Origin of the sequence: Brevibacillus invocatus, from assembly GCF_003710915.1 — a bacterium.
Taxonomy (GTDB): domain Bacteria; phylum Bacillota; class Bacilli; order Brevibacillales; family Brevibacillaceae; genus Brevibacillus; species Brevibacillus invocatus.
Map to the genome: position 1 here is coordinate 123,149 of NZ_RHHR01000028.1, position 25,181 is coordinate 148,329.

At 51.2% G+C, this 25,181-nt stretch carries 21 protein-coding genes and 1 other annotated feature; of the genes, 12 read left to right on the forward strand and 9 right to left on the reverse strand.

From position 1 onward, the window contains the following. Window positions 1-50 precede the first annotated feature (50 nt). The gene (gene sspI / locus EDM52_RS15285) at window positions 51-287 is read right to left on the reverse strand and encodes a small acid-soluble spore protein SspI (protein ID WP_122909841.1); all 237 of its coding nucleotides are present in this window, start codon (window positions 285-287) and stop codon (window positions 51-53) included. Between the two features lie 173 nt (window positions 288-460). Here sspI and EDM52_RS15290 point away from each other — a divergent pair, with 173 nt between their 5' ends. Together EDM52_RS15290 and EDM52_RS15295 are read left to right on the forward strand one after the other, a co-directional pair. Beyond that, window positions 461-1,117, forward strand: coding sequence for a potassium channel family protein (locus EDM52_RS15290; protein ID WP_122909842.1), 657 nt, complete (start codon window positions 461-463; stop codon window positions 1,115-1,117). Window positions 1,118-1,119: 2 nt separating this feature from the next. Next, window positions 1,120-1,944, forward strand: coding sequence for a TrmH family RNA methyltransferase (locus EDM52_RS15295; protein ID WP_122909843.1), 825 nt, complete (start codon window positions 1,120-1,122; stop codon window positions 1,942-1,944). Here EDM52_RS15295 and EDM52_RS15300 read toward each other — a convergent pair. Continuing rightward, window positions 1,941-2,672 carry a DUF2225 domain-containing protein gene (locus tag EDM52_RS15300; RefSeq protein WP_122909844.1) on the reverse strand — a complete coding sequence of 244 codons (732 nt, stop codon included), beginning with the start codon at window positions 2,670-2,672 and terminating at the stop codon, window positions 1,941-1,943. The two genes, EDM52_RS15295 and EDM52_RS15300, sit on opposite strands and share 4 nt — an antisense overlap. Before the next feature lie 87 nt (window positions 2,673-2,759). Beyond that, window positions 2,760-3,011: a binding site (T-box leader), on the forward strand. A gap of 62 nt (window positions 3,012-3,073) precedes the next feature. Here EDM52_RS15300 and pheS point away from each other — a divergent pair. From pheS to zapA, 3 genes are all read left to right on the forward strand, one after another. Next, entirely contained in the window at window positions 3,074-4,108 is a 1,035-nt protein-coding gene (pheS, locus tag EDM52_RS15305; RefSeq protein WP_122909900.1) for a phenylalanine--tRNA ligase subunit alpha, read from the forward strand. A 15-nt stretch (window positions 4,109-4,123) separates the two neighbouring features. Continuing rightward, complete coding sequence (gene pheT, locus EDM52_RS15310; protein ID WP_122909845.1) at window positions 4,124-6,547, forward strand: phenylalanine--tRNA ligase subunit beta; 2,424 nt, start codon at window positions 4,124-4,126, stop codon at window positions 6,545-6,547. Between the two features lie 96 nt (window positions 6,548-6,643). Then, entirely contained in the window at window positions 6,644-6,913 is a 270-nt protein-coding gene (zapA, locus tag EDM52_RS15315) for a cell division protein ZapA (RefSeq protein WP_122909846.1), read from the forward strand. A 61-nt stretch (window positions 6,914-6,974) separates the two neighbouring features. Here zapA and EDM52_RS15320 read toward each other — a convergent pair whose 3' ends face one another. Further along, window positions 6,975-7,340, reverse strand: coding sequence for a phage holin family protein (locus EDM52_RS15320; protein ID WP_122909847.1), 366 nt, complete (start codon window positions 7,338-7,340; stop codon window positions 6,975-6,977). 195 nt (window positions 7,341-7,535) lie between these two features. Here EDM52_RS15320 and EDM52_RS15325 point away from each other — a divergent pair, with 195 nt between their 5' ends. The 3 genes from EDM52_RS15325 (at window position 7,536) to EDM52_RS15335 (ending at window position 11,986) form a co-directional block, all read left to right on the forward strand. Then, window positions 7,536-9,893, forward strand: coding sequence for an endonuclease MutS2 (locus tag EDM52_RS15325; protein WP_122909901.1), 2,358 nt, complete (start codon window positions 7,536-7,538; stop codon window positions 9,891-9,893). A gap of 16 nt (window positions 9,894-9,909) precedes the next feature. Next, on the forward strand, window positions 9,910-10,320 hold the full coding sequence (locus EDM52_RS15330) for a DUF350 domain-containing protein (protein ID WP_122909848.1): 411 nt from the start codon (window positions 9,910-9,912) through the stop codon (window positions 10,318-10,320). 367 nt (window positions 10,321-10,687) lie between these two features. Continuing rightward, window positions 10,688-11,986, forward strand: a complete 1,299-nt coding sequence (locus EDM52_RS15335; protein ID WP_122909849.1) for a nucleotide sugar dehydrogenase — start codon at window positions 10,688-10,690, stop codon at window positions 11,984-11,986. A 64-nt stretch (window positions 11,987-12,050) separates the two neighbouring features. Here the strand turns inward: EDM52_RS15335 and EDM52_RS15340 are convergent, their stop codons facing one another. Together EDM52_RS15340 and EDM52_RS15345 are read right to left on the reverse strand one after the other, a co-directional pair. Beyond that, window positions 12,051-12,881, reverse strand: coding sequence for a M55 family metallopeptidase (locus EDM52_RS15340; protein WP_122909902.1), 831 nt, complete (start codon window positions 12,879-12,881; stop codon window positions 12,051-12,053). 151 nt (window positions 12,882-13,032) lie between these two features. Next, window positions 13,033-14,178 carry a glycosyltransferase gene (locus EDM52_RS15345; RefSeq protein WP_122909850.1) on the reverse strand — a complete coding sequence of 382 codons (1,146 nt, stop codon included), beginning with the start codon at window positions 14,176-14,178 and terminating at the stop codon, window positions 13,033-13,035. Between the two features lie 144 nt (window positions 14,179-14,322). Here EDM52_RS15345 and EDM52_RS15350 point away from each other — a divergent pair, with 144 nt between their 5' ends. The 3 genes from EDM52_RS15350 to EDM52_RS15360 all read left to right on the forward strand — a co-directional run bounded on the left by EDM52_RS15350 (window position 14,323) and on the right by EDM52_RS15360 (window position 18,212). Continuing rightward, a complete protein-coding gene (locus EDM52_RS15350; RefSeq protein ID WP_122909851.1) occupies window positions 14,323-15,690 on the forward strand; it encodes a glycosyltransferase family 4 protein in 1,368 nt (455 codons plus the stop codon). A gap of 84 nt (window positions 15,691-15,774) precedes the next feature. Then, a complete protein-coding gene (locus EDM52_RS15355; protein WP_251243072.1) occupies window positions 15,775-16,905 on the forward strand; it encodes an MFS transporter in 1,131 nt (376 codons plus the stop codon). Between the two features lie 59 nt (window positions 16,906-16,964). Further along, window positions 16,965-18,212, forward strand: coding sequence for an MFS transporter (locus EDM52_RS15360; RefSeq protein ID WP_183185128.1), 1,248 nt, complete (start codon window positions 16,965-16,967; stop codon window positions 18,210-18,212). A 42-nt stretch (window positions 18,213-18,254) separates the two neighbouring features. Here EDM52_RS15360 and EDM52_RS15365 read toward each other — a convergent pair whose 3' ends face one another. The 3 genes from EDM52_RS15365 to EDM52_RS15375 are packed head-to-tail and all read right to left on the reverse strand — an operon-like array spanning window position 18,255 to window position 21,955. Beyond that, window positions 18,255-19,070 carry a hypothetical protein gene (locus EDM52_RS15365; RefSeq protein WP_122909854.1) on the reverse strand — a complete coding sequence of 272 codons (816 nt, stop codon included), beginning with the start codon at window positions 19,068-19,070 and terminating at the stop codon, window positions 18,255-18,257. Then, the gene (locus EDM52_RS15370) at window positions 19,063-20,688 is read right to left on the reverse strand and encodes a hypothetical protein (RefSeq protein ID WP_122909855.1); all 1,626 of its coding nucleotides are present in this window, start codon (window positions 20,686-20,688) and stop codon (window positions 19,063-19,065) included. The genes EDM52_RS15365 and EDM52_RS15370 overlap by 8 nt, the downstream gene beginning before the upstream one ends. Before the next feature lie 4 nt (window positions 20,689-20,692). Next, on the reverse strand, window positions 20,693-21,955 hold the full coding sequence (locus EDM52_RS15375) for an O-antigen ligase family protein (protein WP_122909856.1): 1,263 nt from the start codon (window positions 21,953-21,955) through the stop codon (window positions 20,693-20,695). Between the two features lie 168 nt (window positions 21,956-22,123). Here EDM52_RS15375 and murJ point away from each other — a divergent pair, with 168 nt between their 5' ends. Next, window positions 22,124-23,650, forward strand: a complete 1,527-nt coding sequence (murJ, locus tag EDM52_RS15380) for a murein biosynthesis integral membrane protein MurJ (protein WP_122909857.1) — start codon at window positions 22,124-22,126, stop codon at window positions 23,648-23,650. On the opposite strand, the gene EDM52_RS15385 is transcribed toward murJ, so the two are convergent. Beyond that, window positions 23,625-25,001, reverse strand: coding sequence for a phenylacetate--CoA ligase family protein (locus EDM52_RS15385; protein ID WP_122909858.1), 1,377 nt, complete (start codon window positions 24,999-25,001; stop codon window positions 23,625-23,627). The two genes, murJ and EDM52_RS15385, sit on opposite strands and share 26 nt — an antisense overlap. Window positions 25,002-25,181 lie beyond the last annotated feature (180 nt).

The window sequence follows — 25,181 nt, forward strand, 5'->3', positions numbered from 1 at the left end:
AAAAGGGGGGACAAGCGGCTTGTCCTCCCTTTTACTCTGCAAAAAATGGGTTACATCGGCTTTTCCGTTTGTTCAGGAATGTGCTGGGCAATGGTTTGCACCATGTTTTGACGTGAAGATTCATTGCTGTTCTGCCACAATACTTCGAACAGGACACCTAATCCGGGCAGCGTTTTTTCCTGGCCACTTGAAATGGCATCACTGATCGTTTCTTCTACAGCATTCGCGTCTGAGCCCTGCATTTTATACATGATGGCTTGGCGCAAATTCAAGGAGGCGATGTTCATGCGAGGTCTAACCCCCTCTCTTCAGGAATTGGCTTCAAGCATAGTATTTGTCCGACAGAGTACCCTCATACTCTTTTGTAGCGAGTGAGGGCGGTGTGATATAATGCTTGGTATCAAAAAGAGCCCTCGGGGAATCGGATTGACTGGTTAGGAAAAGGAGAAGGTGAGCAGGAATGTCGACGAAGCAGTTTGCCATTATCGGCATGGGGCGGTTTGGATCCAGCGTGGCGCGTACCTTGTACGAAATGGATTTTGAAGTGATGGGCATCGATGAAAACGAGGAACGGATCAATGAAAACATCCAGTATGTTACTCATGCAGTAGTGGCTGACACGACGGATGAACGGGCGCTGAAGGAGCTGGGGATACGCAATTTTGATGTTGTGGTCGTTGCTATTGGCGTCGATATTCAAGCCAGTATCCTGACAGTGCTGACCTTGAAGGAGCTAGGCGTCAAAAAAATTGTGGCAAAAGCACAAAATGAGCGTCATGGCCAGGTTCTGTACAAGGTTGGAGCAGACCGTGTCGTCTTCCCAGAGCGGGATATGGGTGTACGAGTGGCACACAACCTGATTTCTGCCAATGTACTGGACTTTATCGAATTGGCGGAGGATTACAGCGTGGCTGAGGTGATCGTATCAACACGGATGGTCGGGAAAAGCCTGCGCCAGCTGGACTTACGCGCACTGTATGAAGTGAACGTCATCGCGATCAAGAGCGGTGATAAATTCAACATCACTCCCAATCCTGACGACCTGATTCGAGTGGGCGACGTCCTGGTTGTGATAGGCAATAACAAAGACCTACAAACATTTGAGGAGCAGGCATAGAGATGGTACACGAACGTATTACTTCGGTGCAAAATCCGTTGGTAAAACGGCTGCACGCTTTATTGGACCGCAAAGGGAGAGAAGGGTCGGGCAGTTTTCTGATTGAAGGCGCTCATCTGGTGGAGGAGGCGCTCCATAGCGGTGCCGAAATCACAACCATTCTTTACGATAGCGAGAGGGAAATGGACGCAGCCTGTCGCCGCGCGTTGGAAAACAGTGCGCATAGCGTGCAGGTAATTGCAGCAACAGGAGCGGTCTTGGCCAAGCTGTCGGAAACGAAGTCGCCGCAAGGGATTGTGGCTGTAGTGAAAAAAAGCAGGCTTAAATGGGAAGAATGGTTAGATCAACAGATTCAGAGCTGCGAGGACTTGCTGCTTTTGTATTTGGACGAGATTCAGGATCCAGGCAACCTCGGCACCATCTTACGGACAGCAGAAGCTGCTGGGGTGAATGGAGTTGTTCTTGGAAAAGGAAGCGTGGACCTTTACAACGGAAAAGTCGTGCGTGCGACGATGGGAGCTTTGTTTCGTCTGCCGGTCTTCACCCGCTCCTTGCCGCAGACTGCCGAGGAATGGCGTAGTTATGGAGGGCGTGTGCTGATCTCTTCCCTTAGTGAGCGGAGCCGCTCGTATGACCAAGTGGATTATAGCGGGAAAACGGCCATCGTGATCGGAAACGAAGGGCGTGGTGTTTCGCCGGAGATGGTCGCACTGGCTGATCTTCAGGTTCACATCCCGATTTATGGTCAGGCCGAATCGTTGAATGCGGCGGTAGCGGCAGGTTTGTTTATGTACGAAGCGCGTAGAAAAAGAGATCGGCAGAGTTAGCCGATCTCGTGTTCGTTTCCTTTAAACTTCTGCTTTTCTTTGTACTCCTCGCGAGCCAATTGCCATTGATCCTGCGCCATGCGGATGATACCGCTTTCGATTGTGCTGTTACGAAACTCCAGCGCCTTGCCAAAGTAACGGATCGCGCTGTCGAATTCACCAAGGCGCCGGTGCAGCTCGCCGATGAGGTAAAGCAGGCGAATCTCAGACATTTCCTTATCGCCGCGCATGTAGTCAGAGTGTATGTACGAATGCTCGTATTCATCAACAGCCATGCCAATAAAGCGAAGCTCCTCCGCTGTGTTGTCGAGAAAGCGGTACAACCAGCCTAAACGCAGGTACAGCCCAGCTTTGACAGAATGGGGCTGGTCGGTTAGCTCAGCAGCGTAGATGGCTAGCTTGTAGCAGGCAATCGCTTCTTCATTTTTTCGAATCGAACCGAAATCCTTCTGAGTCCATTTCGAGCTGATTTTTTGCTGGACGATCTTTGCCTGTGCAGGAGTCAGCTTTGCGTTGAACTGATCGGAAAAAGCAAAGCCGCATTGTGGACACACATTGACAGAGTACAAGATCGGGTTCATGGATTTTTCTTTGAAACGCGTGCAAAAATCAGCGTCTCTGTGTTCCATCGTAAGCGAACCGCCACGGATTCGTTTGGTGGAAAAGGGGGTTTCACAATGTCGGCAGATGATGGATTTGTCGTAAAGTGCAGAGATTTTTTCGATCATTTTTAACGTCCCCTTCCTACTTGCAGGGTATGAACAATTGAAAGTAAATGTGGATTACGCTATAATTTCGATACGGAATCATTATAACCGAAAGCCATGATGGAGACTAGTACGCAGAGAACTACGCGTTACCAGGGAGAAGATGCCATAGACTGCGAGCATCTTTAGCACGATAGCTGCCGAATTCACTCCATAGCCGCACTCTGAACCGTCGATGGACGCAAGTAGGAGCAGCCGGGTCATTCCCGTTAGCAATGATCTAAGTGAGACAAAGCCAGGCATCCAGCCATTTTGTCTAACAAGGGTGGTACCGCGAGAAAAAAGTAACTCGTCCCTTTTTGGGGGCGGGTTTTTCTTTTTTTCCAGCTGAAAAAATGAATTCAAAAAAGGAGCGATTCACAGTGCAAACTCGGTTGCAAGAGATGAAGGAATCCGCACTTGGCCAAATCAGCCAGGTGACGGAATCTGCCCAACTCCAGGATTTGCGCGTCAAGTACCTGGGCAAGAAAGGTGAGCTGACAGAACTTCTGCGTGGAATGGGGAGCTTGTCTCCTGAAGAGCGCCCAGTGGTGGGACAGCTGGTCAATGAAGTGCGAGAGGCTCTGGACGCTGCATTTTCCGCCAAGCAAACCGCTTTGGAAGAGGCTGTGCTCAACGCCAAGCTGGCGTCGCAAACGATCGACGTGACATTGCCTGGAAGACCAGTTCCGACAGGGACCATGCACCCGCTCTCCCGAATTATCGAGGAGATCGAGGATATTTTTATCGGTCTGGGCTTTGAGATCGCAGAAGGACCGGAAGTGGAGATGGATCACTTCAACTTCGAAATGCTAAACCTGCCGAAGGATCACCCGGCACGTGACATGCAGGATTCGTTCTACATGACAGATGAGATCTTGCTGCGTACCCACACCTCTCCCGTACAGGCGCGGACTATGCTGAAGAAGGAAGGAAAAACACCCGTAAAAATCATTTGTCCGGGAAAAGTATACCGTCGCGATGACGACGATGCGACGCACTCTCATCAGTTCACCCAGATCGAGGGTCTGGTTGTGGCAAAAGGAATCGGCATGAGCGATCTGAAGGGAACGCTGTTGACTTTCGCGAAGCAGATGTTTGGTCCTACTCAACAGGTACGTCTGCGTCCGAGCTTCTTCCCGTTCACAGAGCCGAGTGCTGAGGTAGATCTGCAATGCTTCAACTGTGGTGGAGAGGGCTGCCGCGTCTGCAAGCAGACTGGCTGGATCGAGATCCTGGGCTCCGGTATGGTGCATCCGCGCGTGCTGGAAATGGCCGGCTACGACCCAGAGGAAGTAAGCGGCTTTGCTTTTGGTATGGGTGTGGAACGGATTGCGATGTTGAAATACGGCGTAGAGGATATTCGCCATTTTTATACCAATGACGTTCGTTTCCTGCGTCAATTCAACCGAGGATAGAGAGGAGAAGCGAAGATGAAGGTATCGTATCAATGGTTAGCGGAATACGTCGATCTGAGCGGCATCACACCGCATGAGCTGGCTGAAAAGCTGACCCGCAGCGGGATCGAAGTGGACGCAGTAGAATCGCGTAATGCAGGAGTTTCCAATTGTGTGATCGGCTATGTGAAAGAACGCTCCAAGCACCCGGATGCGGATCGCTTGAACGTGTGTATCGTAGATGTCGGACAGGAAGAAGATCTGCAGATTGTCTGTGGAGCTCCCAACGTTGCACAGGGACAAAAAGTTGTTGTTGCGATGGTAGGTGCCCACTTGCCAGGCGATCTCAAAATCAAGCGCTCCAAGCTGCGCGGCGTGGAATCCCAAGGGATGATCTGCTCGGCTAAGGAATTGGGGCTCAACGACAAGCTTTTGGCGAAGGACCAGCAGGAAGGCATCATGGTATTGCCTGAGGATGCAGAAGTGGGAATGGATGCGGTCTCCTACCTTGGAATGGACGATTATGTCCTGGAGCTGGGATTGACACCAAACCGCTCTGATTGCCTTTCCATGCTGGGGGTTGCTTATGAAGTAGCCGCGATTTTTGGCAAGGAAGTTATACTGCCTGCAGCAGATGTTGTGGAAAACGGCGAGCAAAATCCGATCCAGGTAAGCATCGACGCGCAGGAAGAAAGCTATCAGTATCATGGCCGTCATTTTACCAACGCCCAAATCACCAGCTCTCCGCAATGGATGAAAAACCGTCTGATGGCAGCAGGCATGCGCCCGATCAACAACGTCGTGGACGTGACCAACTACGTCCTGCTGGAATACGGTCAGCCACTGCACGCATTCGATGCAGGCAAGGTTGCAGAGCGCAAGATCGTGGTGCGAATGGCTCATGAAGGGGAAGAGCTGGTTACACTGGATGACCAGACTCGCAAGCTGGACACACAGACGCTGCTCATCACCGATCCTGAGAAGGGCTTGGCGATTGCGGGGGTAATGGGTGGAGCCAACTCGGAGATTACCGATGAGACGAAGGAAATTATTCTCGAGGCTGCCTGGTTTACACCGCAGACAGTTCGCAGTACAGCTCGCAAGCTCGGCATGCGCACAGAGGGCTGCGTTCGTTGGGAAAAAGGCGTGGATCAGCTTCGAGTAAAAGAAGCAGGTGAGCGTGCTGCCGCCCTGATTCAGCAATTATCCGGAGCGTCCGTCTCGAAAGGTGTGGCGAGCGCAGTTGTCAAGGAAGGAACACCTGCTGTGGTCAGCGTGACGCTGGAAAAAATCAATCAGCACTTGGGAACCTCCCTGACAGCGGATGAAGTCTCTCCGATCTTTGACCGTCTGCAATTCCCTTATGAAGGAACAAATGAAAAATGGACGGTTACAGTGCCTACCAGACGTGGCGACATTACGCTGCCAGAGGATCTTGTGGAGGAAGTGGCGAGACTGTATGGCTACGACAAAATCCCGACCAGCCTGCCAACAGGCGAGACGACCCAGGGCCAACTGACAGCGGAACAAAAGCTGCGCCGTGCCATTCGTCATCATTTGATCGGAGCTGGTTTGAACGAAGCCATTTCATACGCACTCGTACATCCTGATCGTGTTGAGGATGTAGCGGGGCTGCATCAGGGCGAAACCAAGCCTGTTGCTTTGCTCATGCCGATGAGTGAAGATCACAGCGTGCTGCGTACCAGCCTGTTGCCCAGCCTCTTGGAGACTGTCGCTTACAACAAAAATCGTCAACAACACGACGTAGCGATCTTTGAATTGGGCCGTGTATTCCTCAGTCGTCAGGAGGTACTGACAGAGCTTCCAGAAGAAAGATTGTATGTAGGTGGTGCTCTGACTGGACAGTGGATGCCACAAAACTGGATGGGGGCAAAACAGCCTGTTGATTTCTATCAGGTCAAAGGTGTGGTCGAATCCCTGTTGGCTGGCTTGGGAATCCAGGATGTCCAGTACAAGCAAGTATCGGAGCTGGCTGGCATGCATCCGGGACGTACAGCGGAAGTGTGGGTCAAGGATCAGCGCCTAGGGTATCTGGGTCAGGTGCATCCAGGTACAGAAAAAGCTTACGATCTGTCGGAAACCTATGTATTCCAGCTGGATATTGCGGCATTGGGTGAAGCAGCCAAAGAAGTTGGGCATTACAGTCAGCTTCCAAAGTTCCCGGCTGTAACCAGAGACTTGGCGCTGGTGGTAAACCGCGATGTCCACGCTGGAACGCTGGAAGCCACGATTCGCGAAGCGGCTGGCGATCTGCTTGAATCCCTTACTCTCTTTGACGTTTACATGGGCGAGCGCATCGCACAGGACAAGAAGAGCATGGCCTTCTCCCTCGTCTTCCGCCACAGCGAGCACACCTTGCAGGATGAAGAAGTCCAGCAGGTGACAGCGGCGATTGTGGAGGCGCTTAAGAATACAGCTGGTGCAGAGCTTCGAATGTAATTTGTTGAAAAAAAGGACGGCTTGACGAAATATGACATTTTCAGTAACCTAAGAAGGATACAATAGAGCAAAGGTCGCAGTAGGGAGGAACCCCTCGTGCAAGGTGATGGAAAAAATCGTTTGACGGTGGATATCTATGGCCAACAATACCGGCTAAGTGGCAAGGCAAGTGTGAATCACATACGTACGGTGGCCGGTTTCGTTGACGACAAGATGAACGAAATCGCAAACGGCAATCATCGTTTGGACACGGCCAAAATTGCCGTACTTACAGCAGTCAATATTGCGGATGAGTACTACCGCCTTCGCCAAGAGTACGAAGAACTGCTCAAGATCCTTCAGGAAGACGCAAAAGAAAAGTCATAGATAAGGAAAAAAGAGAGGCATATGCCTCTCTTTTTCTCGTTTTCATTTGGTTATGATGAGCTTACGTTTCCTGTCTGTTGCGATCCCCGTCTTTGAAGTTGGTCTTGATCGGAATGAACAGGTCAATGATCCCGATGACCAGGGAAGCCAGCAGTGCTCCCAAAATGGTGACACGGAAGCCGGAGACGATGAACTGCGTTACATAGATGACGACGGCACTGACGAGAAATCCGACAATACCTCGGTTGTAGGGCGAGATTCGTTCACCGAACAAGGATTCTACAATCCAGCCGATGACGGCGATAACGACAGCCGCTAACAGTGCAGTCCAGAAGCTGCTTACAGAAAAGCCGGGGACGAGAAAACCGACAAACATCAGTACAACCGCGGCGACAATGAACCGAATGACATGGCGCATGAACGTCAAATCGACTCCTCCTTTGGGTATTGTATCATTTTCATTCTGGCTTTATTGAGGTCAGCTTATCCATAAACATGGTGTGTAAAATTATCCTTGGCGAGCATGGCATGTTATAATGGTGGGTAATCGCCGATGAAGACCTTGACTCCCATCGGCAATGGAAATGCAGCACCGCTGATGGAGAATATAAGGAGGATCACAGTGGAACAACGGGTGTTAAAAACCTTGGAATACGACAAAATGATCGCCATGTTGGTAGACAAGGCATCATGCACATATGGAAAAGAAAAAGCAGCAGCGCTCGTTCCGCACCTGACGCTTGAAGAAGTCAGTGTCGCCCAGAGAGGAACAGCGGAAGCCGCAACGGTTTTACGCTTAAAAGGAAGCGCCCCCCTCGGTGGAATCAGGGACATTCGTGGACCTGTACAGCGCGCCCGACTCAATGCAATGCTGGCGCCAGGCGAGCTTTTGGACATTGCCAGTACGATCGGATCAGGACGCCGCTTGAAGAATTTCTTATTGGACATGAGTGAAAATGTAGAGCTTCCCCTGCTGCAATTTCAGTCAGAGCGGATCGAAGGACTGCGCGAGCTGGAGACGGAGATTCGCCGCTGTATCGATGAAAATGGCGAGGTGCTCGATAGCGCCAGCGCAGAGCTTCGCCAGGTCGGCCAGGAAATCAGACAGCTTGAGTCACGGATTCGTGAAAAGCTGGATCAGATGACGCGTTCCTCTTCGTACCAAAAAATGCTCATGGAGAGCATCGTCACCATCCGTGGGGATCGCTTCGTCATCCCGGTCAAACAGGAGTACCGGCATGTCTTTGGCGGAATCGTACACGACCAGTCGGCTTCTGGGGCGACGCTGTTTATCGAGCCGGAAGTCATCGTCGAGATGAACAACAAGCTGAGGGAGCTTCGTCTGCGCGAAGAACGCGAAGTAGAGCGGATCTTATATTTGTTGACGGAACAGGTTTCCTTTGCGGTAGAAGCCCTGCTGGAGAACGTAGATGCCTTGACAGAGCTTGACTTCATGTTTGCCAAAGCACAGCTTGCCTGGAGCATGAAGGCGATCTGTCCACGTCTGAACGATCGGGGATATCTGCGTTTGAAAAAGGCTCGCCATCCGCTGATCCCTCGTGAGGTTGTGGTTCCGGTAGATGTGGAGCTGGGGGGAGAGTATCAGGCCATCGTCGTGACAGGACCCAATACGGGAGGGAAGACTGTTTCCCTCAAGACCATTGGTTTGCTCTCTCTGATGGCGATGTCGGGCTTGCATATCCCGGCTGAGGAAGAGAGTGAAATGACCGTCTTTTCCTCCGTATTTGCAGACATCGGGGATGAGCAATCCATCGAGCAGAGCTTGTCCACATTTTCCAGTCATATGACCAATATCATTCACATACTGGCTACGATGGATGAGAAAAGTCTGGTGCTCTTCGATGAGCTGGGGGCCGGTACAGACCCGACAGAAGGGGCCGCGCTGGCCATGTCCATCATCGACCATGTGATTTCGTCCGGGGCAAGGCTGATTGCGACTACGCACTACAGTGAACTGAAGGCATACGCCTATGACAGACCGGAAGTGATCAACGCCAGCGTAGAGTTCGATGTAGAAACGCTGCGCCCTACTTATCGACTGCTGATCGGGGTGCCAGGACGATCCAATGCTTTTGCCATCGCGCGTCGTCTCGGCCTGCCCGAACACATCATTGAGGTGGCACGGGGCTCCATCAGCGAGGAAGACAACCAGGTGGAGAGCATGATTGCTTCCCTGGAGAGAAATCGCAAGACAGCCGAAGCAGAGCGTCAGGAAGCAGAAAAGCTGCGCCGGGAAGCAGAAGCTTTGCGTCGTGAGCTGGAGGAAGAAAGAGCCAGATTCGCAGAAGAGAAGAACAAACGCATGGAGCAAGCCGAGGATGAGGCGAGAATCGCCGTGCAGCTGGCCAAGGAAGAGGCAGAGACGATCATTCGCGAGCTGCGCGATATGCGTGACCTCGGTGTGGATATCAAGGAACACCGTCTGATCGAAGCCAAAAAACGTCTGGGCAATGCAGTCTTGGAGCTGGAAAAGGAAAAAGTGAAGAAGCCGGCAAAAGCTGTACGCGCTACACAGATCAAGGTAGGGGACGAGGTCATGGTCACCAGCTTTGGACAAAAAGGCTCCGTGCTCGAAAAAATAAACAATGACGAGTTCCTGGTTCAGATCGGCATCATGAAAATGAAAGTCAAGCGCGAAGACATGAACGTCCTGAAAGCAGCGAATACCCAGCAACAGGCGCAACCGTACACATCGGTAAAACGCAGAAGCGACAACATCAAGATGGATCTGGATCTGCGCGGCTACAATGTGGAAGACAGTATCCGGGAGATCGATCAGTTTTTGGACGATGCCCTTTTGGCAGGACTTCATTCTGTTTCGATCATTCACGGTCATGGTACTGGTGTCTTGCGTAAAGGCGTACATGAATACCTGAGACAACACCGCAACGTCAAGTCATTCCGTCTAGGCGGCCAGGGAGAAGGCGGCGTAGGTGCTACGATTGCGGAATTGAAATAATCGTGGAGGAGAATGTATGGGGGGCCTTCTGCACAACCCGTATTTTGCTACGGGAGCACATTTTGCTGTAACGGGACTGGCGATGATCGTGTTCTTGTCCTTGTTTGAACTGGTGACAAAGTACCAGGTTTGGGAGGAGTTAAAGAAAGGGAATTTGGCGGTGGCTATGGCGACCGGTGGAAAGATTTTTGGCACCGCCAATATTTTCCGGTACTCTATCTCCGAGCACGTCTCGATTGGGCAGGGCTTAATCTGGGGAACATTCGGTTTCCTGCTGCTGCTCATCAGTTATTTCGTGTTCGAATTCATGACGCCAGGCTATAAGATCGACGACGAAATTGCCAAAGGAAATCTGGCGATCGGCTTTATAGCCATGATGATTTCCATCGGATTTTCCTACATCATCGGGGCCAGTCTCATCCGATAGGCTGTAAGTCTGGCATCAGGTTGAACCCGAGCAAAATCGGGAGTATAATTAGCCATTGGCGAAGACATGTTTTACGAAAACCTCTATCGAGCCAATTCAAGGATGGGCGACTTCGTATTAGAGGTTGGTTATTCTTGCAGGATCAGGAAGCAAGCTTGGCTTTGTACGTTTACCCTTTCTGATTCTGTCAATTATGGGGAGGAGCGTCCTTGGAAACCTTGTACAAGGTGCTCATTGTATTATGTGCACTGTTTGTCCTGGCAGGTGTCTACTACCTGTTGTAAACTAAGCGAAAGCCGAAAGAATTCAGCGTAGCGATTGTACGATGCTCACGCAATACTAGAGAACGTGAAAGAGGAGATACGCAATGACTCAGCCTGTGCGCGTAGCTGTTGTCGGATTGGGATTTGTCGGTTTGCCGTTGGCGCTAACCTACGCCATGAAAGGAGCAAACGTCGTCGGGATTGATGTTGTGCCTCGCGTCGTCGATGAGATTAATGCGGGCCATTCCCACCATATGGAGTCCTATCAGGGTAAAACACTGCCTGAGATTCTGAAAGAGCAGATTGCAGCCGGCAGATTCCGTGCTACAACCTCTTACGAAGAGGCAGCGAAAGAGGTAAACCACTATATCGTGACAGCTGGCATCCCTGTCCACAATGGAGACCCAGATCTGGGCCCTCTGAAGAGCTGTGCCCAGACGTTGGGAAGTGTCCTGAAAAAAGGCGATACCATCATGATCCGCAGTACAGTAGTACCGGGTACAACGGAAGAAGTGCTCGCACCCATTCTGGAAGAAGTCAGTGGCCTGGTAGCGGGTACCGATTTTTATTTGACCTATTGCTCGGAGCGTATTGCTGAGGGACGGGCATTCGAAGAGTTCATTCACATGCCGCTTGTACTCGGAGGAATCAACGAGCAGAGTGCGATCAAAGGAAAAGAATTGCTTTCCGTGATCAGTGAAACGGATGTCACCATCTCGGATATCCGCGTGGTCGAGACGGCGAAAGTAATTGAAAACATTCAACGCGATGTAAATATTGCGATGGTTCAAGAGTTTGCCCGCTTTGCGGAGTCTTTTGGCATTGATACCTTCGAACTGATCAAGGTAGCCAACACGCATAAACGGGTAAATCTGTTGACGCCTGGACCGGGTGTTGGCGGTTTCTGTCTGCCGAATGCCCTGTACTACCTCCAGCCAAAAGCACGTGAGCTGGGCGTGTCGCTGCCACTTCTACAGCAGGCCAGACACATCAACGACGGAGTGCCGGATGTGCTGATTGATATGCTGGAAAATGCGCTCAAGGATAAAGGGAAAAGGCTGTCAGGAAGCCGAGTAGCGGTTTTGGGACTTGCCATGAAAGACTTCTCCAACGATGATCGCGTAAGTCCTGTGCATGATCTGGTGAACAATCTGCAGTCGAGAGGGGTAGAGGTCGTCTCCTATGATCCTGCCGTGCCCACTCGCTATGAGCACAAGGCCAATACACTGCAGGAGGCTGTTCAAGGAGCAGATGCTTTGCTGCTGACTGCTGTGCAAAAGGAATTTGCTGATATCGATTGGACGAGCCTGGTTTCGAATATGGCTGGATCCCCTGTCTTGTTCGATACGAAAAATCGGATTCCGCGTGAACTGGATCAGACCGTTACCGTGGTCCGCATCTAACCAATAAAAAACCTCGCCAAACGGGCTTAAGAACCGCGTTGGGCGAGGTTTTTGCATGTGCAGCTTAGAAGAATTCGGCACCACCAGCGAGGTTGAGCAACGCCCGCATGGTTTTGTACATTTCTTGCTGATCGGCTGCCTTGAAGTAGACGGTGTCGCTTTCAGTCTCGTAATGTGCACCGGGCACGATAGAAGCCAATTCCGCTTGGCCGGCATGCGCGAATTCAATGGCTACCTCTAAAGGCGTAGCCGTTTGGAATGGAGCGATATCCTTCAGGTTGGAGAGAGCTGCTTTTGTCTTTTGCTTCAATTCTGCAGTAGCTTCCTCACGTGAGAGGCACAAGGCAGCGGTACGTGAGACAGCATGCTTCACGACTGCTGTGCTGATGCCAGGGATCAGCTCGCTCGCTTCCTGCGCAATCAGGTTGTCCCCTGATACCATACAGACAGGCACTTGGTACAGTCCGGCATAAATCGCATTAAAGCCAAATTCGCCGACGACACGACCGTTGACGTACAGATTGCGAATGACACCGGACATGGTATGGCTGAGTACACCCGGTACACCCTGGCGTGTATGGTACCCGATAAACATGGCGGCATCGAAGCTCTCGTCCAGGCCTTGAACCATCGAGTAATCACGCGGTGTACCCGCAATCAGGCGAGCTTTAGGATGCAGCGATTCCCAGAGGATGTTGTTCATGGTGTTATGACTGTCGGCTACCAGGATTTCAGTTACGCCCCAGTCGAGGGCTGCTTCAATGACGGCATTGGCATCCTGTGTCATGAACTGACGACCGCGTTGATAATTGACCCCACCAGTATCAGGGTTGATGTACGACGCATCCACAATCCCGGAGATTCCTTCCATGTCGACAGAAAGAAAAAGTTTCATGCTGATCTCCAACCTTTCTTGGCGCTTCATAAAATGATCATTTCCACTCTATCAAACCAAATTGTGGATATTTAGGCAACCCAAAATACGTCAACGAGAAAAGCACGACCTCTGTCTAGTAATTGGAAAAGACAGGTCGTGCTTGCGATTTTTAGGTAAGCAGCTTCTTGTATAGCGCAATAATTTGTTTGGTCATCTGCTCAATCGTAAATGTGCGCTCTACATTCTCCAAAGCGTTGTCAGCCAGCTTGTTTCGCAGCTCTGACGATTCTAGGAGCCGCTTCATTTCGCGAGTAAGTCCCTGTACATCGCCTGGCTGGACAATCAGTCCGGTCTGGTCGTGGAAGACGAATTCTTTTACGCCTCCTACATGACTGGCTACGACAGGAACCTCAGAGGCCATCGCTTCAATGATGGTATAGCCCAGGCCTTCGTAAATAGAAGAGTGGACGAAGCCGTCACAGGCGTGCAAGCAAGCGGGAATATCCTGCCTAAAGCCTGCAAAACGTACACGGGATTCCAAGCCCAGCTCCCGAACCTTGTCTTCCAGCAGGGGGCGATCGGAGCCGTCTCCGACCATGACGAGGTAAGGAGCATGCGAAAGATCCGCGTCTGACTCTGCGAGCAACTGGGCAAAGGCATCAATCAAATACGGCAAGCCTTTTACCGGAACAAAGCGAGCCACTGTCCCGAACAGGAAAGCGTCATCCGGGATGTTCCATTCCTTGCGCAACCGATCCCGATCCGACTCCCGAAGCTGGGTCTGACGATAGGGCGTCAAATCCGTCCCGTTGTAAATGACACTGATTTGCTTGGCAGGAACTCCCTGACTTCGCAAAATCTCCGCTATCGCCTCACTGATCGCGATGTAGTGTCGATTCCATAGGCGTGTTCCCCGTTCCATCAAGCTGACGATGGCATAGGCAAGAGCACCGGCGTAATCGTAGCGAAGGGAGCTGTGTACGGTAGTGACCAGCGGTATGCCTAAGGCTCTGGAAGCCAGTCTGGAAAAAAAATTGGCCTTGATGCCGTGTGTATGGATAATGGTTGGTTGGAAGTCTTGGAACGTCTTTCTCAAAGCTCGTAAAAGGCGCAGGTCAAAACGACCAAATTGATCCAGTGTCAGCACCTGGATCCCTGCCTTTCTTAGCTCGCTTGCAAAAAGGGCGTCGTAAAAACACACGACTGCCACCTCCACTTCCTCAGCTGGAAAAGTGGAGACAAGATTGAGAATATGCTGTTCCGCGCCGCCAAATTCTCCTCCGCCAATTACGTGGAGGACTCGTAGTTTACTCATGTAAATTCACCCGAATCTTAATGACAAAGCCATTTTCACTATAGCAGATGCCCGGTAGATTCGCAATAAGACGCCACTTATGGTATCGTAAGTGAGTGAAATAGCAAGCAAGATGAGACGAAAAGGACAAGGAAGGTTACCAGAATGAATGGCCACAATGTGTTAATCATATGTTATGGATTTCCGCCCATCGGCGGCGGTGGAGTGCCGCGCCCGTTAAAAATGGCGAAATATCTGGGAGAGTATGGCTGGAATGTCCACGTGCTGACTGTTGAACCCGCCTATCATGCTACTTTGGATCCCAGTCTTCTGGCGCAATTGCCAAAAGAAGTAAAGATTCACCGGGCGAAGGAAATGCAGCTCATCCCCAATCGAGGGGCAGCCAGTGCTGCGGTGACCTCTAGCGATGGAACAGCCGTAACACCGCCACAACCTTCCATAAAATCCGTTTTGAAAAAACAAGTGATTCAATTTTTGAAGAAAATGAAACCGTATCTGCTGATCCCCGATGACCAGATTCTCTGGATGCCGAATGCTGTCAAGCTGGGCAGGGAGATCATGCGGCGGGAAAAGATAGATGTGATTTTCTCTACCTCGGGACCCGTCACCAATCATCTGGTAGCACGAAAGCTGGCGCGTGAAACAGGCTGTCGATGGATTGCTGACTTTCGCGATCCCTGGACGCAAAATATGCATACCTCGGGCATCGCCTGGCGGGAACGTTTGGAGGAGAGAATGGAGACAGGCGTGATGTCAGAAGCGGATGCGATCACGACGGTAACAGCCACGTTTGCGGATAATTTCCGTAAGAAGCACGGCGCCTGGATCAAGCGGCTGGAGCTGATCTACAATGGATTTGACCAAGCCGATTTTGAAGGATTACAGCCTTTGCATGGCGTTCCTGGGAAATTTCACGCCGTCTACGCTGGTATTCTGTATCAAAAACGCAATCCACGCTTGCTCCTTGAAGCCATCAGAGAACTGATCGACGCTGGAGAAATCGATCCACATGATCTGCTGCTTAGCTTTGCAGGCGTATTCGACTACCCCGGTTATAGTGAGAACCGTGATTGCGTAGAACGCTTGAAACTGCAGGACAACGTCCGTCTGATGGGCAATCTTCCCCACAAAGAAGCACTCGGCCTGATGAAGGGTGCTGACGCCCTGCTGTTGATCGGAGATGTATCAGCAGATGCTGGCGCCTACATTCCTGGCAAGCTGTATGAGTACATGGGAATAGGCAAGCCGATTCTCGCGCTCAACAAAGCGGGAGAGGCTACAGACATCATCGAGCAGTTCCAACTCGGTCAGGTGGCAGACCCCGAGGACAAGGCTGCGATCAAGGAGGCCTATCTACGGCTGTATCGCGAGTGGAAGGCAGCTGCAGCCACTACAGACGCTGATGGGCGTGGAGCTGACTTCGCCGAACGTGTGAAGCCGTACGAACGGCGTGAGCAGGCTAGACAGCTGGCCCAGCTGATGAATGACGTCATCGGTATCCAACGATTATAGTACGTGCTTTTCGATTACCCTGCGACGATTGGTTGCGGGGTATTTTAAACGAGAATGAGAAACGAGTGTGGTACGAAAGTGAACATGGCGGTTCAACGATTGCGAGCTTACAATTTTTTTTACTTTTCGATTCTTTCTATGTTTATTTCTTTTTTGCCGATTTATCTCACCCATCGTGGCATTTCTCCAGCAGAGCTTGGTCTTCTAGTAGGAGTGGGATCGTTCATCGGAATTTTGTCGCAGCCGTTTTGGGGAATGCTGAGCGACAGAGCTAAGACGATCAAACGGATTATTTTATTGACCGTCGGCTTTTCTGTAGCGATCGGTTTCTTGTTGTTTACTAGCTCTCAGTTTTCTATCTTGTTCCTGCTGGTTGCAGCTATGTATTTTTTTCTGATGCCAACAGATCCGCTGACAGAGAGTCTGAATTACCGGATTGCCGAAGATAACAAGATCAGCTTTGGTTCGATTCGTACTTACGGAGCAATTGGCTTTGCTTCCTCCTCGCTCGTCATTGGCTGGATGGTCGATGTGTGGGGGATGGACTCCCTGGCGTGGCTCTATCTGACTTTTGGTACACTGACGTTTGCCATTTGCCTGTTTGTGCCGGATGCTCCTGCCAGCAAGAATAAGCTCTCTTTTCAGGAGCTGAAGCAATTTTTTTTCTATCCACGCACCCTGCGCTTTTTCTTGCTTGTCCTGCTGGCTTCTACTCCGCATCGAACCAACGACAGCTTCCTCGGAGTGTACGTACAGAGCTTGGGCGGCAGTACGGGGGATGTGGGGCAGGCTTGGTTTTTGGCTGCGATCAGTGAAGTGGTGTTTTTTGCGATCAGTGCGCGGCTTTTGCAGAGATGGAGTGAGATCAGGCTGATTACCACAGCCGCAGTATTGTATACGATACGCTACGTCCTGTGTGCCCTCGCACCTTCTGCGGATTGGGTCGTCTACCTGCAAATCACGCAGGGGATCACCTTTGTCATCTTCTATACAGCATCCATTCAATATCTGTACCGCATTATTCCCGAAGAGTGGAAGGCGACGGGGCAGACCGTTCTGGCCGTCTTGTTTTTTGGCCTCTCCGGAATAGTTGGGTCGATAGCTGGCGGCTGGGTTTTTCAGATGCTTGGAGGCTCCTATCTGTACTGGGCAATGGCCTTCTTTTCATTCGCCGCCTTTTTGTACAGTCTCTTTCTGGAGAAGCGGAGTATTTGATACATCTCTGACATTCCCTTGTTAAGGTAAGAGGAGTAACAAGGAAGGATGACAGGATGATGAAAAGAAACGTATTTACTCCTTTGAGGAATCGCTCGTATCGCACTTTTTTTCTCTCTCAAATATTTGCCGATCTGGGAAATTGGCTGGACTTGCTGGCTATTGGGGCACTGATTACATTTACCTGGAACCTCGGACTTGCAGCAAATTCCGCTGCGGTGATTGCGATGGGAGCCCCATTTTTGTTCGTTGGACCCTTGGCTTCAGTCTGGGTCGATCGGCTGTCCTGTCGAACGGTCTTACTGCTTAGTACGGGATTGCGTATTTTGGTGATCGCAGGGTTTCTGCTCGCCCCCAATCTCTATGTGCTGCTTCCCTTAATCTTTTTGAAGTCATCATTGGCCTCCGTGATCGAACCTGCCCGACAGTCCATGCTTCGCCATTTGGTAGACCAAGAGGAGATGGCAGAAGCAAGCTCTTTGGGGCAAATGGTGAACAATGGCATGAAAATGATCGGTCCAGCTCTAGGGGGGCTTTTACTGACGTATTCCTCCACCACAGCGGTCTTCGCAGTGGAAGGAGTGCTTTTTGTTATCGCACTTTTGATCATGCTGCGTTTGCCTTTTATCCCAGCTGCGGCAGTCAATCGTGAACTGGACGGCAAGCCAAGCTTTACGAGGGAAGTCACCGAAGGCATCCGTTTTTTATTTGGCAACCGCCTGATGCGTTCGGCAGTGATGATCGTAGGGCTGTCGATGTTCATCATCTTTCTCTACGACGGCTTTTTCCCCCCTTTAATCAAATTGCTGGGTTTGGATGTTATGGATTATGGATTGGTTACGGCTGCTCTTGGCTGCGGCTCTGTGTGTGGAGCTTTGCTGGTGGGTCAATTCACCGCGTGGCGCAGGAATCCCATTCTGTTTATGGCTTTTGGCAGAATCGTGTCTGGTCTGCAACTGCTTATCGTAGCAGGTGGTGCGATCTATGGTGTTGGGTATGGGAATACCATTTTCTGGGTGATCAACTTTGCCTTTGCGGGTGCTGTAGGAGTGGGCATGACGGTTCCTTACGCTTACCTCATTCAGACGCAGACGCCACCCGAGCTGATCGGACGTGTATCTGCTGTAGCGATGGCGGTGCAGGGCATCGCCATTCTGACGGCGCCCTCTATCGGGGCTGTCTTGGGGGAATGGCTCGGTCTGGGCTGGGTATTCGGTCTTGCCGGTGCTCTCACGGTACTCCTGGGTGTGGCAAGTACGCTGCAAAGAAGAGAGAAAAAAGACCTGACTGTGAGTGTCAGGTCGTAATAACGTGCTTGCCTGCTTATGTGTAGCAGGCAAGCATATTTTTTAGTGCAGCAGGTATTTTTCTACTTCTGCAGGGTCCTTGATGTGAATGCCAGGATCATCGTACTTGTAGAGCTGGAAGAAGACTTCCTGGTCCATTGTGCCTGCTTCTGGCAGAGGGAGAATGATCCAAGTCTGGTACTGGTGGATCAAGCGATCTTCCTTGCCGATCCAGAAGGTTGTCTTGATCGTGGATTCATTCAGGATGTACTTCAGATCAGGGCGGTCTCCCAGCTGCTTTTTCAGAGGTTCAAACAAGGGACTCTGACTCTTCGCCAGCCATTCCGCACCGGTCATTTTCAATTGAAATACAGCGCTCAATGTCCCGTAAACCTTGTCATCGGGAAGTTGAACCGCTTTGTCCATAAATGGCAGCCAGTCATCAAATCCTGCCAGTACATCAAAAGCGAGCGGCTCGTCTCTCGCCGTCACCCAGTAGTCCTTGGCGCGAATGAAGTGCTTGTCATCGATCCGGTAGTATTGATAGGGCTGAGCCGCGATGCGCGCATCGACGTTGTAGCCCTTGTCATTGACGACCGCTCCGTTAAACATGCTGGTGACAGATCGGGAGAGAATCATGTTTTTGACATGTCCCTTGTACCAGTACTTTTGTGCGTCGGGGTCGGTTTTCGCCTTTTCCAGCGCGTACTGCAGCCATTCTGCTCCTGATTCATTCAGCCCCTCTGTATTTTGAGAGGGAGTATTGTTGAAATTGGTGGTCGCGAATGTCTTCGTACCTGATTCGTAGGTGCAACCGCCAAGCAGGGCAGCGATGCAGACGGAAGCAAGCAAGGAAAAGATTTTTGATTGCTTACGCATGGCGAACCCTCCTTACGATTCCATAGGCCACCAACCCGATAAAAATGGCAATCGTGATTGGAATGACAGGAATATCGTGCTGTTTGAACACCAGGATGCGGTGTGTGTTGTAAATGGTTCCGATAATCTCGTTTTGCTGGTCGCCATCGATGTCGCCGATTTGCACGTTGATGAGTGGCAGGTAAATGCGCCAGTTTTCCTTCAAGCCTGCCGGCGTATAGTCAAATCCACTTAAATAACGGCTGTCTGTCGTACTGACCCAGCTTTTCGCTTTGGCGATAATTTCAGCCTTGCCATTTCCCACAGCAGCGTAATTGGAGAAACGGAAGCTATCATCGCCGTCCGCGCTTTTCCAGAGGATATCCCACGTTCCTTCAGGAGTCGGTTTTAAAATGTAGGAAGGCTTGCCTGCCAAAAGCAGCTCATCCACTTGGTCATGATCGATATCGGCCGGGATAAATTCGGCAGTGGCCAGCTCCGCTTCCTTACGGGTGAGGACGTAGGCTTCCTTAAGTGAACCGTCCGCTTCCACGGTCATGACGCTAATGTGTTGGCCCATGATCATCAGGCCTTCTCGTCCGTCGGGCAGCATCATGGTCGTCAGTAGCTTGGTAGCGTCAGTAGGGCCGCTAAAAGGCTTGCCATCATAGGTTCCAGTAAGGACTCCATCGATGATGTGCAAATCCTTGTAGTTGCGCCCTAGCTCCTGGCGCAAGTCCATGCTACCCTTGTTCTCTGCCAGCTTGTTGGCAATGTTCTCCATATCCAAAAGGAAAGCGCGGTATGGAGCTGTACCGACTTGCAGCATGGCTTCTGCGTAGTTCTGACGCTGGACGTTGGGAACGAGCTGATCATCCTTCATCGTATAGTAAGGAAAGCCCGGATAGTCCGTCGGCATCTGCTCACGGATGAGTGCCAGGGTTTCTGGCGAAAGTTCCTTGTTGTCCATCCGAACCAGTTGGCCATCCTGCCAGCGCATGACGTACAGGGACACAGGCTCAGGCTGAAGGTGAAGCAGCTTTTCAGCCAAGGCTTTCTTTTCTTCTTCTGTCTCCGGTTTTTCCACGGTCTCCGGTAAAGGCAGTTCCATTGCATTGCCGTAGGTGACAATCTCCTGTTTGCCATCTCCATCGACATCGTAGAGTGTGATCGGGAAGTAGTCTACCCAGTCACCGTTGTAAAGGCGATCCGTCTCTTCTGTCACAGTGAAGTGGCTTAAGGCCGTTAAGGTATAGCGGTTGAACGTGACATTGGCAAGCAGGGCGATGATGACCAAGGCACCTACTGCTTTCCAGTTGAGGCGTCCGTACCATTTGACAAGCAGGCCAATCACGATCACGGCGATCGCTCCGCCGATCAGGATAGCAGCTGTTGTTTTGACATCTACGCGTGTTAGCGCACGGTCTAGCAGCAGAAAGCCGATGGTGAAAACCAGAACCTGGCGACGTTCGCTAGGATGGATCAAGAAGTAGAATCCAGCCAGCAATGGTAGAAAGACAAGCAAGGCGATCCAGGTCAGATCAAGGAATGCCGGCTTGACGAGCAGATGGTAGATCAGAAACAGGGCGATGGCGTATACGGCCCACCCCAGGCTCTGTACGATTGGATTGCTGCGCATGGATTCACCCCCTTTTTGATTGTGTTTGATCGGCAAGCAGTGCACTGAAAATACCACCAAACAGCCAGAAGTAGAGAGCCATGAACGGCACCTCGAAAATGTTTTCTACGAAATTGTGCAAAGCGACAGCGAATAGCCCTCCGAACAAGCCTAAGAGTAAGAAAAAGTGGGGGGAGTTGCGCCACACTTTTACAGCTCTGACTCCGTTTCTCAGCATCATCGTGACAAAAATAAGCAGCAGGGTAATTCCGATCAGACCAAATTCGGCCAAGCTTTTAAAGAAATAACTGTCGGAGTAGATGGTTCCGAAATGGCGATATCCTACCGCACCGCCATGATGGCCCAGTCCCACACCAAAAAGCGGCTCGATGCGCATTTTGTCATAAGCATCGCCCCAACGGTCCAGGCGTCCTGCTTGCATACTCGACGCCAGGTACTCCGGCGTAAAAATTCCAAATACACGATTTTTCAGTGATCCTAGCATGGGAACGGAATCAGGTACATTGTAGAGTCCAATGACAGCAATAATTCCTGCGAGTACGAGATACAGAGCGATCCGCCTTTTCCATAGGTAGAAACAGATGAACAGCGAAAACGCGAGAGCGAACCAGGCACCGCGGGATGCAGTCAGCAGCAACGCGAGCAAAGTAACCAGCGTAACGACAGCCCAGATCAGCTTTTCCTTACGGCTCGTGGTTTTGAGGAACAGTCCGGTAGCGATCGGTGCAATCAATGCCATGTAGCTGCCGAGCACGTTGGGACTTGTGACGAAGGAGAAAGCGCGTGTGGTAATGGCTTCGCCTTCCTGTACCCAAGAACCAGGTGTTTCTACGCCAAGCACGACCTGCATCACCCCGTACAAGCCGGTCAAAAAGCCGACGATGACGAGTCCTTTTAAGAGATTTTCCAGTTGCTCAATGGATTTGAGCAGATAAAATCCAATAAAGAAGGCAATGAGATACTGATAGATAGACCGGAAGCCTTCCACACTGGCTTTCCAGTTGGCCATATCCGTCACCATCAGCGCCACCCCGAGTACGAATAACGCAGCCAGTACATGCTTGATCCCTGGCATGGCACGCTTTCCTTCCAGATAGGCGAAGAAGGTAAACAACGACAAGACAATCAGTAAAACCTCATCCCAAAAAGACGAAACGACTGGAATTGGTAGAATGTTCCGCAACAGGTAATCGATAAGGGGGTAGGCCAATAGCAAGTACAACCAAGTGTTTGATTGTCCTCCCCACTTCAACACGGTATCTCTCATTTGATTTGTAGTCCTCCTACGCAGGGATTAACCAACCCATTATAATGAATTTTACAACCTCCAAGCAAGCTGGAAGGGAAAGTGCTTGGTAGGACCCGTAGAAATGAGATATGATAGCAAGGTATTTTCAAGAAAAAAGAGCTAGACCGAATTAAGGGGATTAGTGAAATGAGTTTGCTCAAAACCGCTTCCATGATCGTCGTACTGACGCTGGTTGGAAGACTCCTAGGTTTTTTTCGAAGCGTATACGTGTCCAATTTGTATGGGACAGGGATGGAGGCAGACGCCTTCAACATCGCGGCGACCATTCCCTTGACGCTCTTTCTCGTCATTCCCGGAGCGATTAATGCGGTCCTGATCCCGACGATGCGCGGTTTGATGGAAAAGGAACAACGCACGGATGTGCTATATCACAAAATGCTGGGCATCATTTTGGGTGTTTTTGGTACGGTCGCTCTACTTGGGGTAGTGTTTGCCCATGAAATAGCTGGGATGTTCGGCTTGACGGGGGCCAAGCTCGACCTGACCGCAGAGATGCTGCAGTGGATGTGGCCGTCTGCAGTCTTCATCGGTTTGACCGGTTTGTGGTCCAGTATGTGCAATGCCCATCAGCATTTCTTTACCCCGACATTGGGAACCGTTGCCAACGGCGCTATCGTGATTGGCAGCATGTATGTTTTGGTCCCGCTCTACGGTCCAACGGGTCTGGCGATTGCGACATCGCTCGGCTATCTGGCAGCCATGACCACCATGCTCCCGACACTGCGCCGTTTTGGCTATCAGCATCGCCTCTCTTTTTCCTATAAAAAAGATGAAGCACTTGCTGGAATGGGGGAGAGAGTGATACCGATCTTGATCGGTGCTGTCGTGGCACAGGCAACCACCTTTTTGGAGCGCGGCTTCGCAGAATCCGTCGGTACCGGGGTGATCTCAGCATTAGCCAACGCCAATCAGATCGTTCAAATGCCGATGGCGATTTTTGTAGGTGCGTTTACCCTGCCGCTCTTTCCTTTGCTCGCTACCCACGTGAAGAGGGGAGAGATGGGGGAGATGAAGCACATTCTGCAAAAAGGCCTCGCCTATCTGTTTATCCTATTAATTCCGGTTACAGTCGGACTTTCGTTGTACGCAGAACCCATCATTCGCCTTGCGTTTGAGCGAGGAGCATTCGACGAACAATCCGTAGCTTTGACCGCTTGGGCCTTGCCCTTCTATGCACTGGGACTCTATGCGCTGGCTGCGAGAGACTTGCTGACCCGTGCCTTCTATGCGCTGGAAAACACGCGTACACCCGTCACCATCGGGGTGGTCGGGATCGGGGTGTACGTGGCTGCAAACTGGCTGTTGATCCCGTCCCTTGAACATGGAGGCATCGCACTGGCACAAGCCGTATCCGCCTTCAGTCAGGCGCTTCTGCTATTTCTATTGCTTTGGCGGGCTGTTGGAACCCCTGTGAAGTCCAGTTTTTTATGGACGATGGCAAGGACCATTCTGTCGTGCGGGATTATGGCGGCAGGGATACTGCTGCTAGATCCCATGCTTTCTCAGCTTGCACTCTGGCTGTACCTGATCCTTGGCATCGGCATCGGAATGCTGCTATACAGTGCATCTCTGGTCCTGATGCGTGAACCGCTCGTAGCGGAATTGCTGCAAAAGGTTTTGAAGCGTGTCACTCCATCCCGTGGGCAGTCGTAAGCGGGCACTCCCGAATGGCGTATCGCGTTTTTCCTGAAGCACTCGGCGGAATATGATCGACGTAAGCGACCTGTATGCTGACATCACCTAAAGCGTCGTGAATGCCGGCTAAAAGCCGAGTCTCATCAGCAGGCTGATAGGAGCTGGGCTCCTTGACCAGCTTCAGGCTCAGATGATTGGGCTCATGCTGCACGATCTGAAACGTCCGAAAGCTGTCCATGTTTCGCACGATGTGGTTAAAGTAGTGGCCGTGCACGAGCCCTCCCTGTTGGGAAATGAACATGTCGTCTTCTCTGCCGTCTATCTGCTTCAGCAAGGGGTAGTTGATGCCGCAATCGCAGGTTTGGGTGGAAAGGGCTACAACATCTCCCAGCTGGTAGCGCAGGCGAGGCATGACCGTGTTGTGCAGGTCCGTTACGAGGACTGCCCCTGCCTCACCAGGATAGAGCGGCAGTCCTGTAGTCGGATCTACAACCTCCAAATAGCAATTCTCGCTAAAGATATGCATATGACCCTTGCGGCACTGGTAGGCGATCATCCCGCCGTCACGAGCACCGTATTCGTTGATGACAGGAGCTAAAAACGCTTCCTCCATCGTTTTGCGTTGATGTTCGTACAAGCTTTCGGCTGTGGAGACGACGGCTTTTAAAGGGATACCGAGAACAAGACCGCGCTGTTTCAGCATACTGGCAAGCGTGTACAGTGCCGAGGCGTATCCGTACAAGTAGGTTGGCCGAAAGCGTTGTATCAGCTTCCTATATGTGTCCAGCTGTTTCTCATCCATGTCGTAGGCAGACAAAATCAGCCGATTCTTCAGCCAGCGTTCCTTCCAGCGGTGACGGCTTTGTTGCTGCTGATTCAATTCCAGAGGTGAGCCCCAGATCATGACGCATGGATCTCCGATGTTGATTCCATGCCAAGAGAGCCCTAGCCAACGAGCTGCTTCATACCGCTCGACAGCAGGGCGATCCAGATAAAAGCGTGTGGGCTCACCGGTAGAACCGCCCGTCCTGTTGCCAATGAGCTTGGCCGGGTTTGCATGTCGAGAGAGGTAAGGATCGGGATTCATCCGAAAGCGCGTCTTGTCCAGGATGGGGAGACGCTGCAAAAAACGCTCGGGCAGGTCGCGATTCGTTTCCCATTCCGCTGCGAATTCCGTGTAAGCCGGAACGTGGCGGACGGCGTGATCGAGCAAACTCGCTAGCTTCTTTCTTTGACTTTCAAGCAACGCTTCCTTCTCCAAGCTTTGTGCTAGCAGCATTTCAGACATGTATTGACGTGTACGGTTCTCCTTGAATGTTTCCATCAGTGGCCACTGTATACGGCGAATCCAAAAACCGGTTGCAGGCACGACCATTCCACCTTGTCAGGCAGACGATTCAAAGAAGTCGTTGGAATCTGTTTTTCACCAGTATTCCTGCCGAATTGCATCGTTATACCTGTTTGCTGGAACGGGAAAATGATAGTAGGATAGAGAGTGGATTCATGCCAGTTGGGAGACCCCCAAGTCCGGGACGTGAACAAAGGAGTT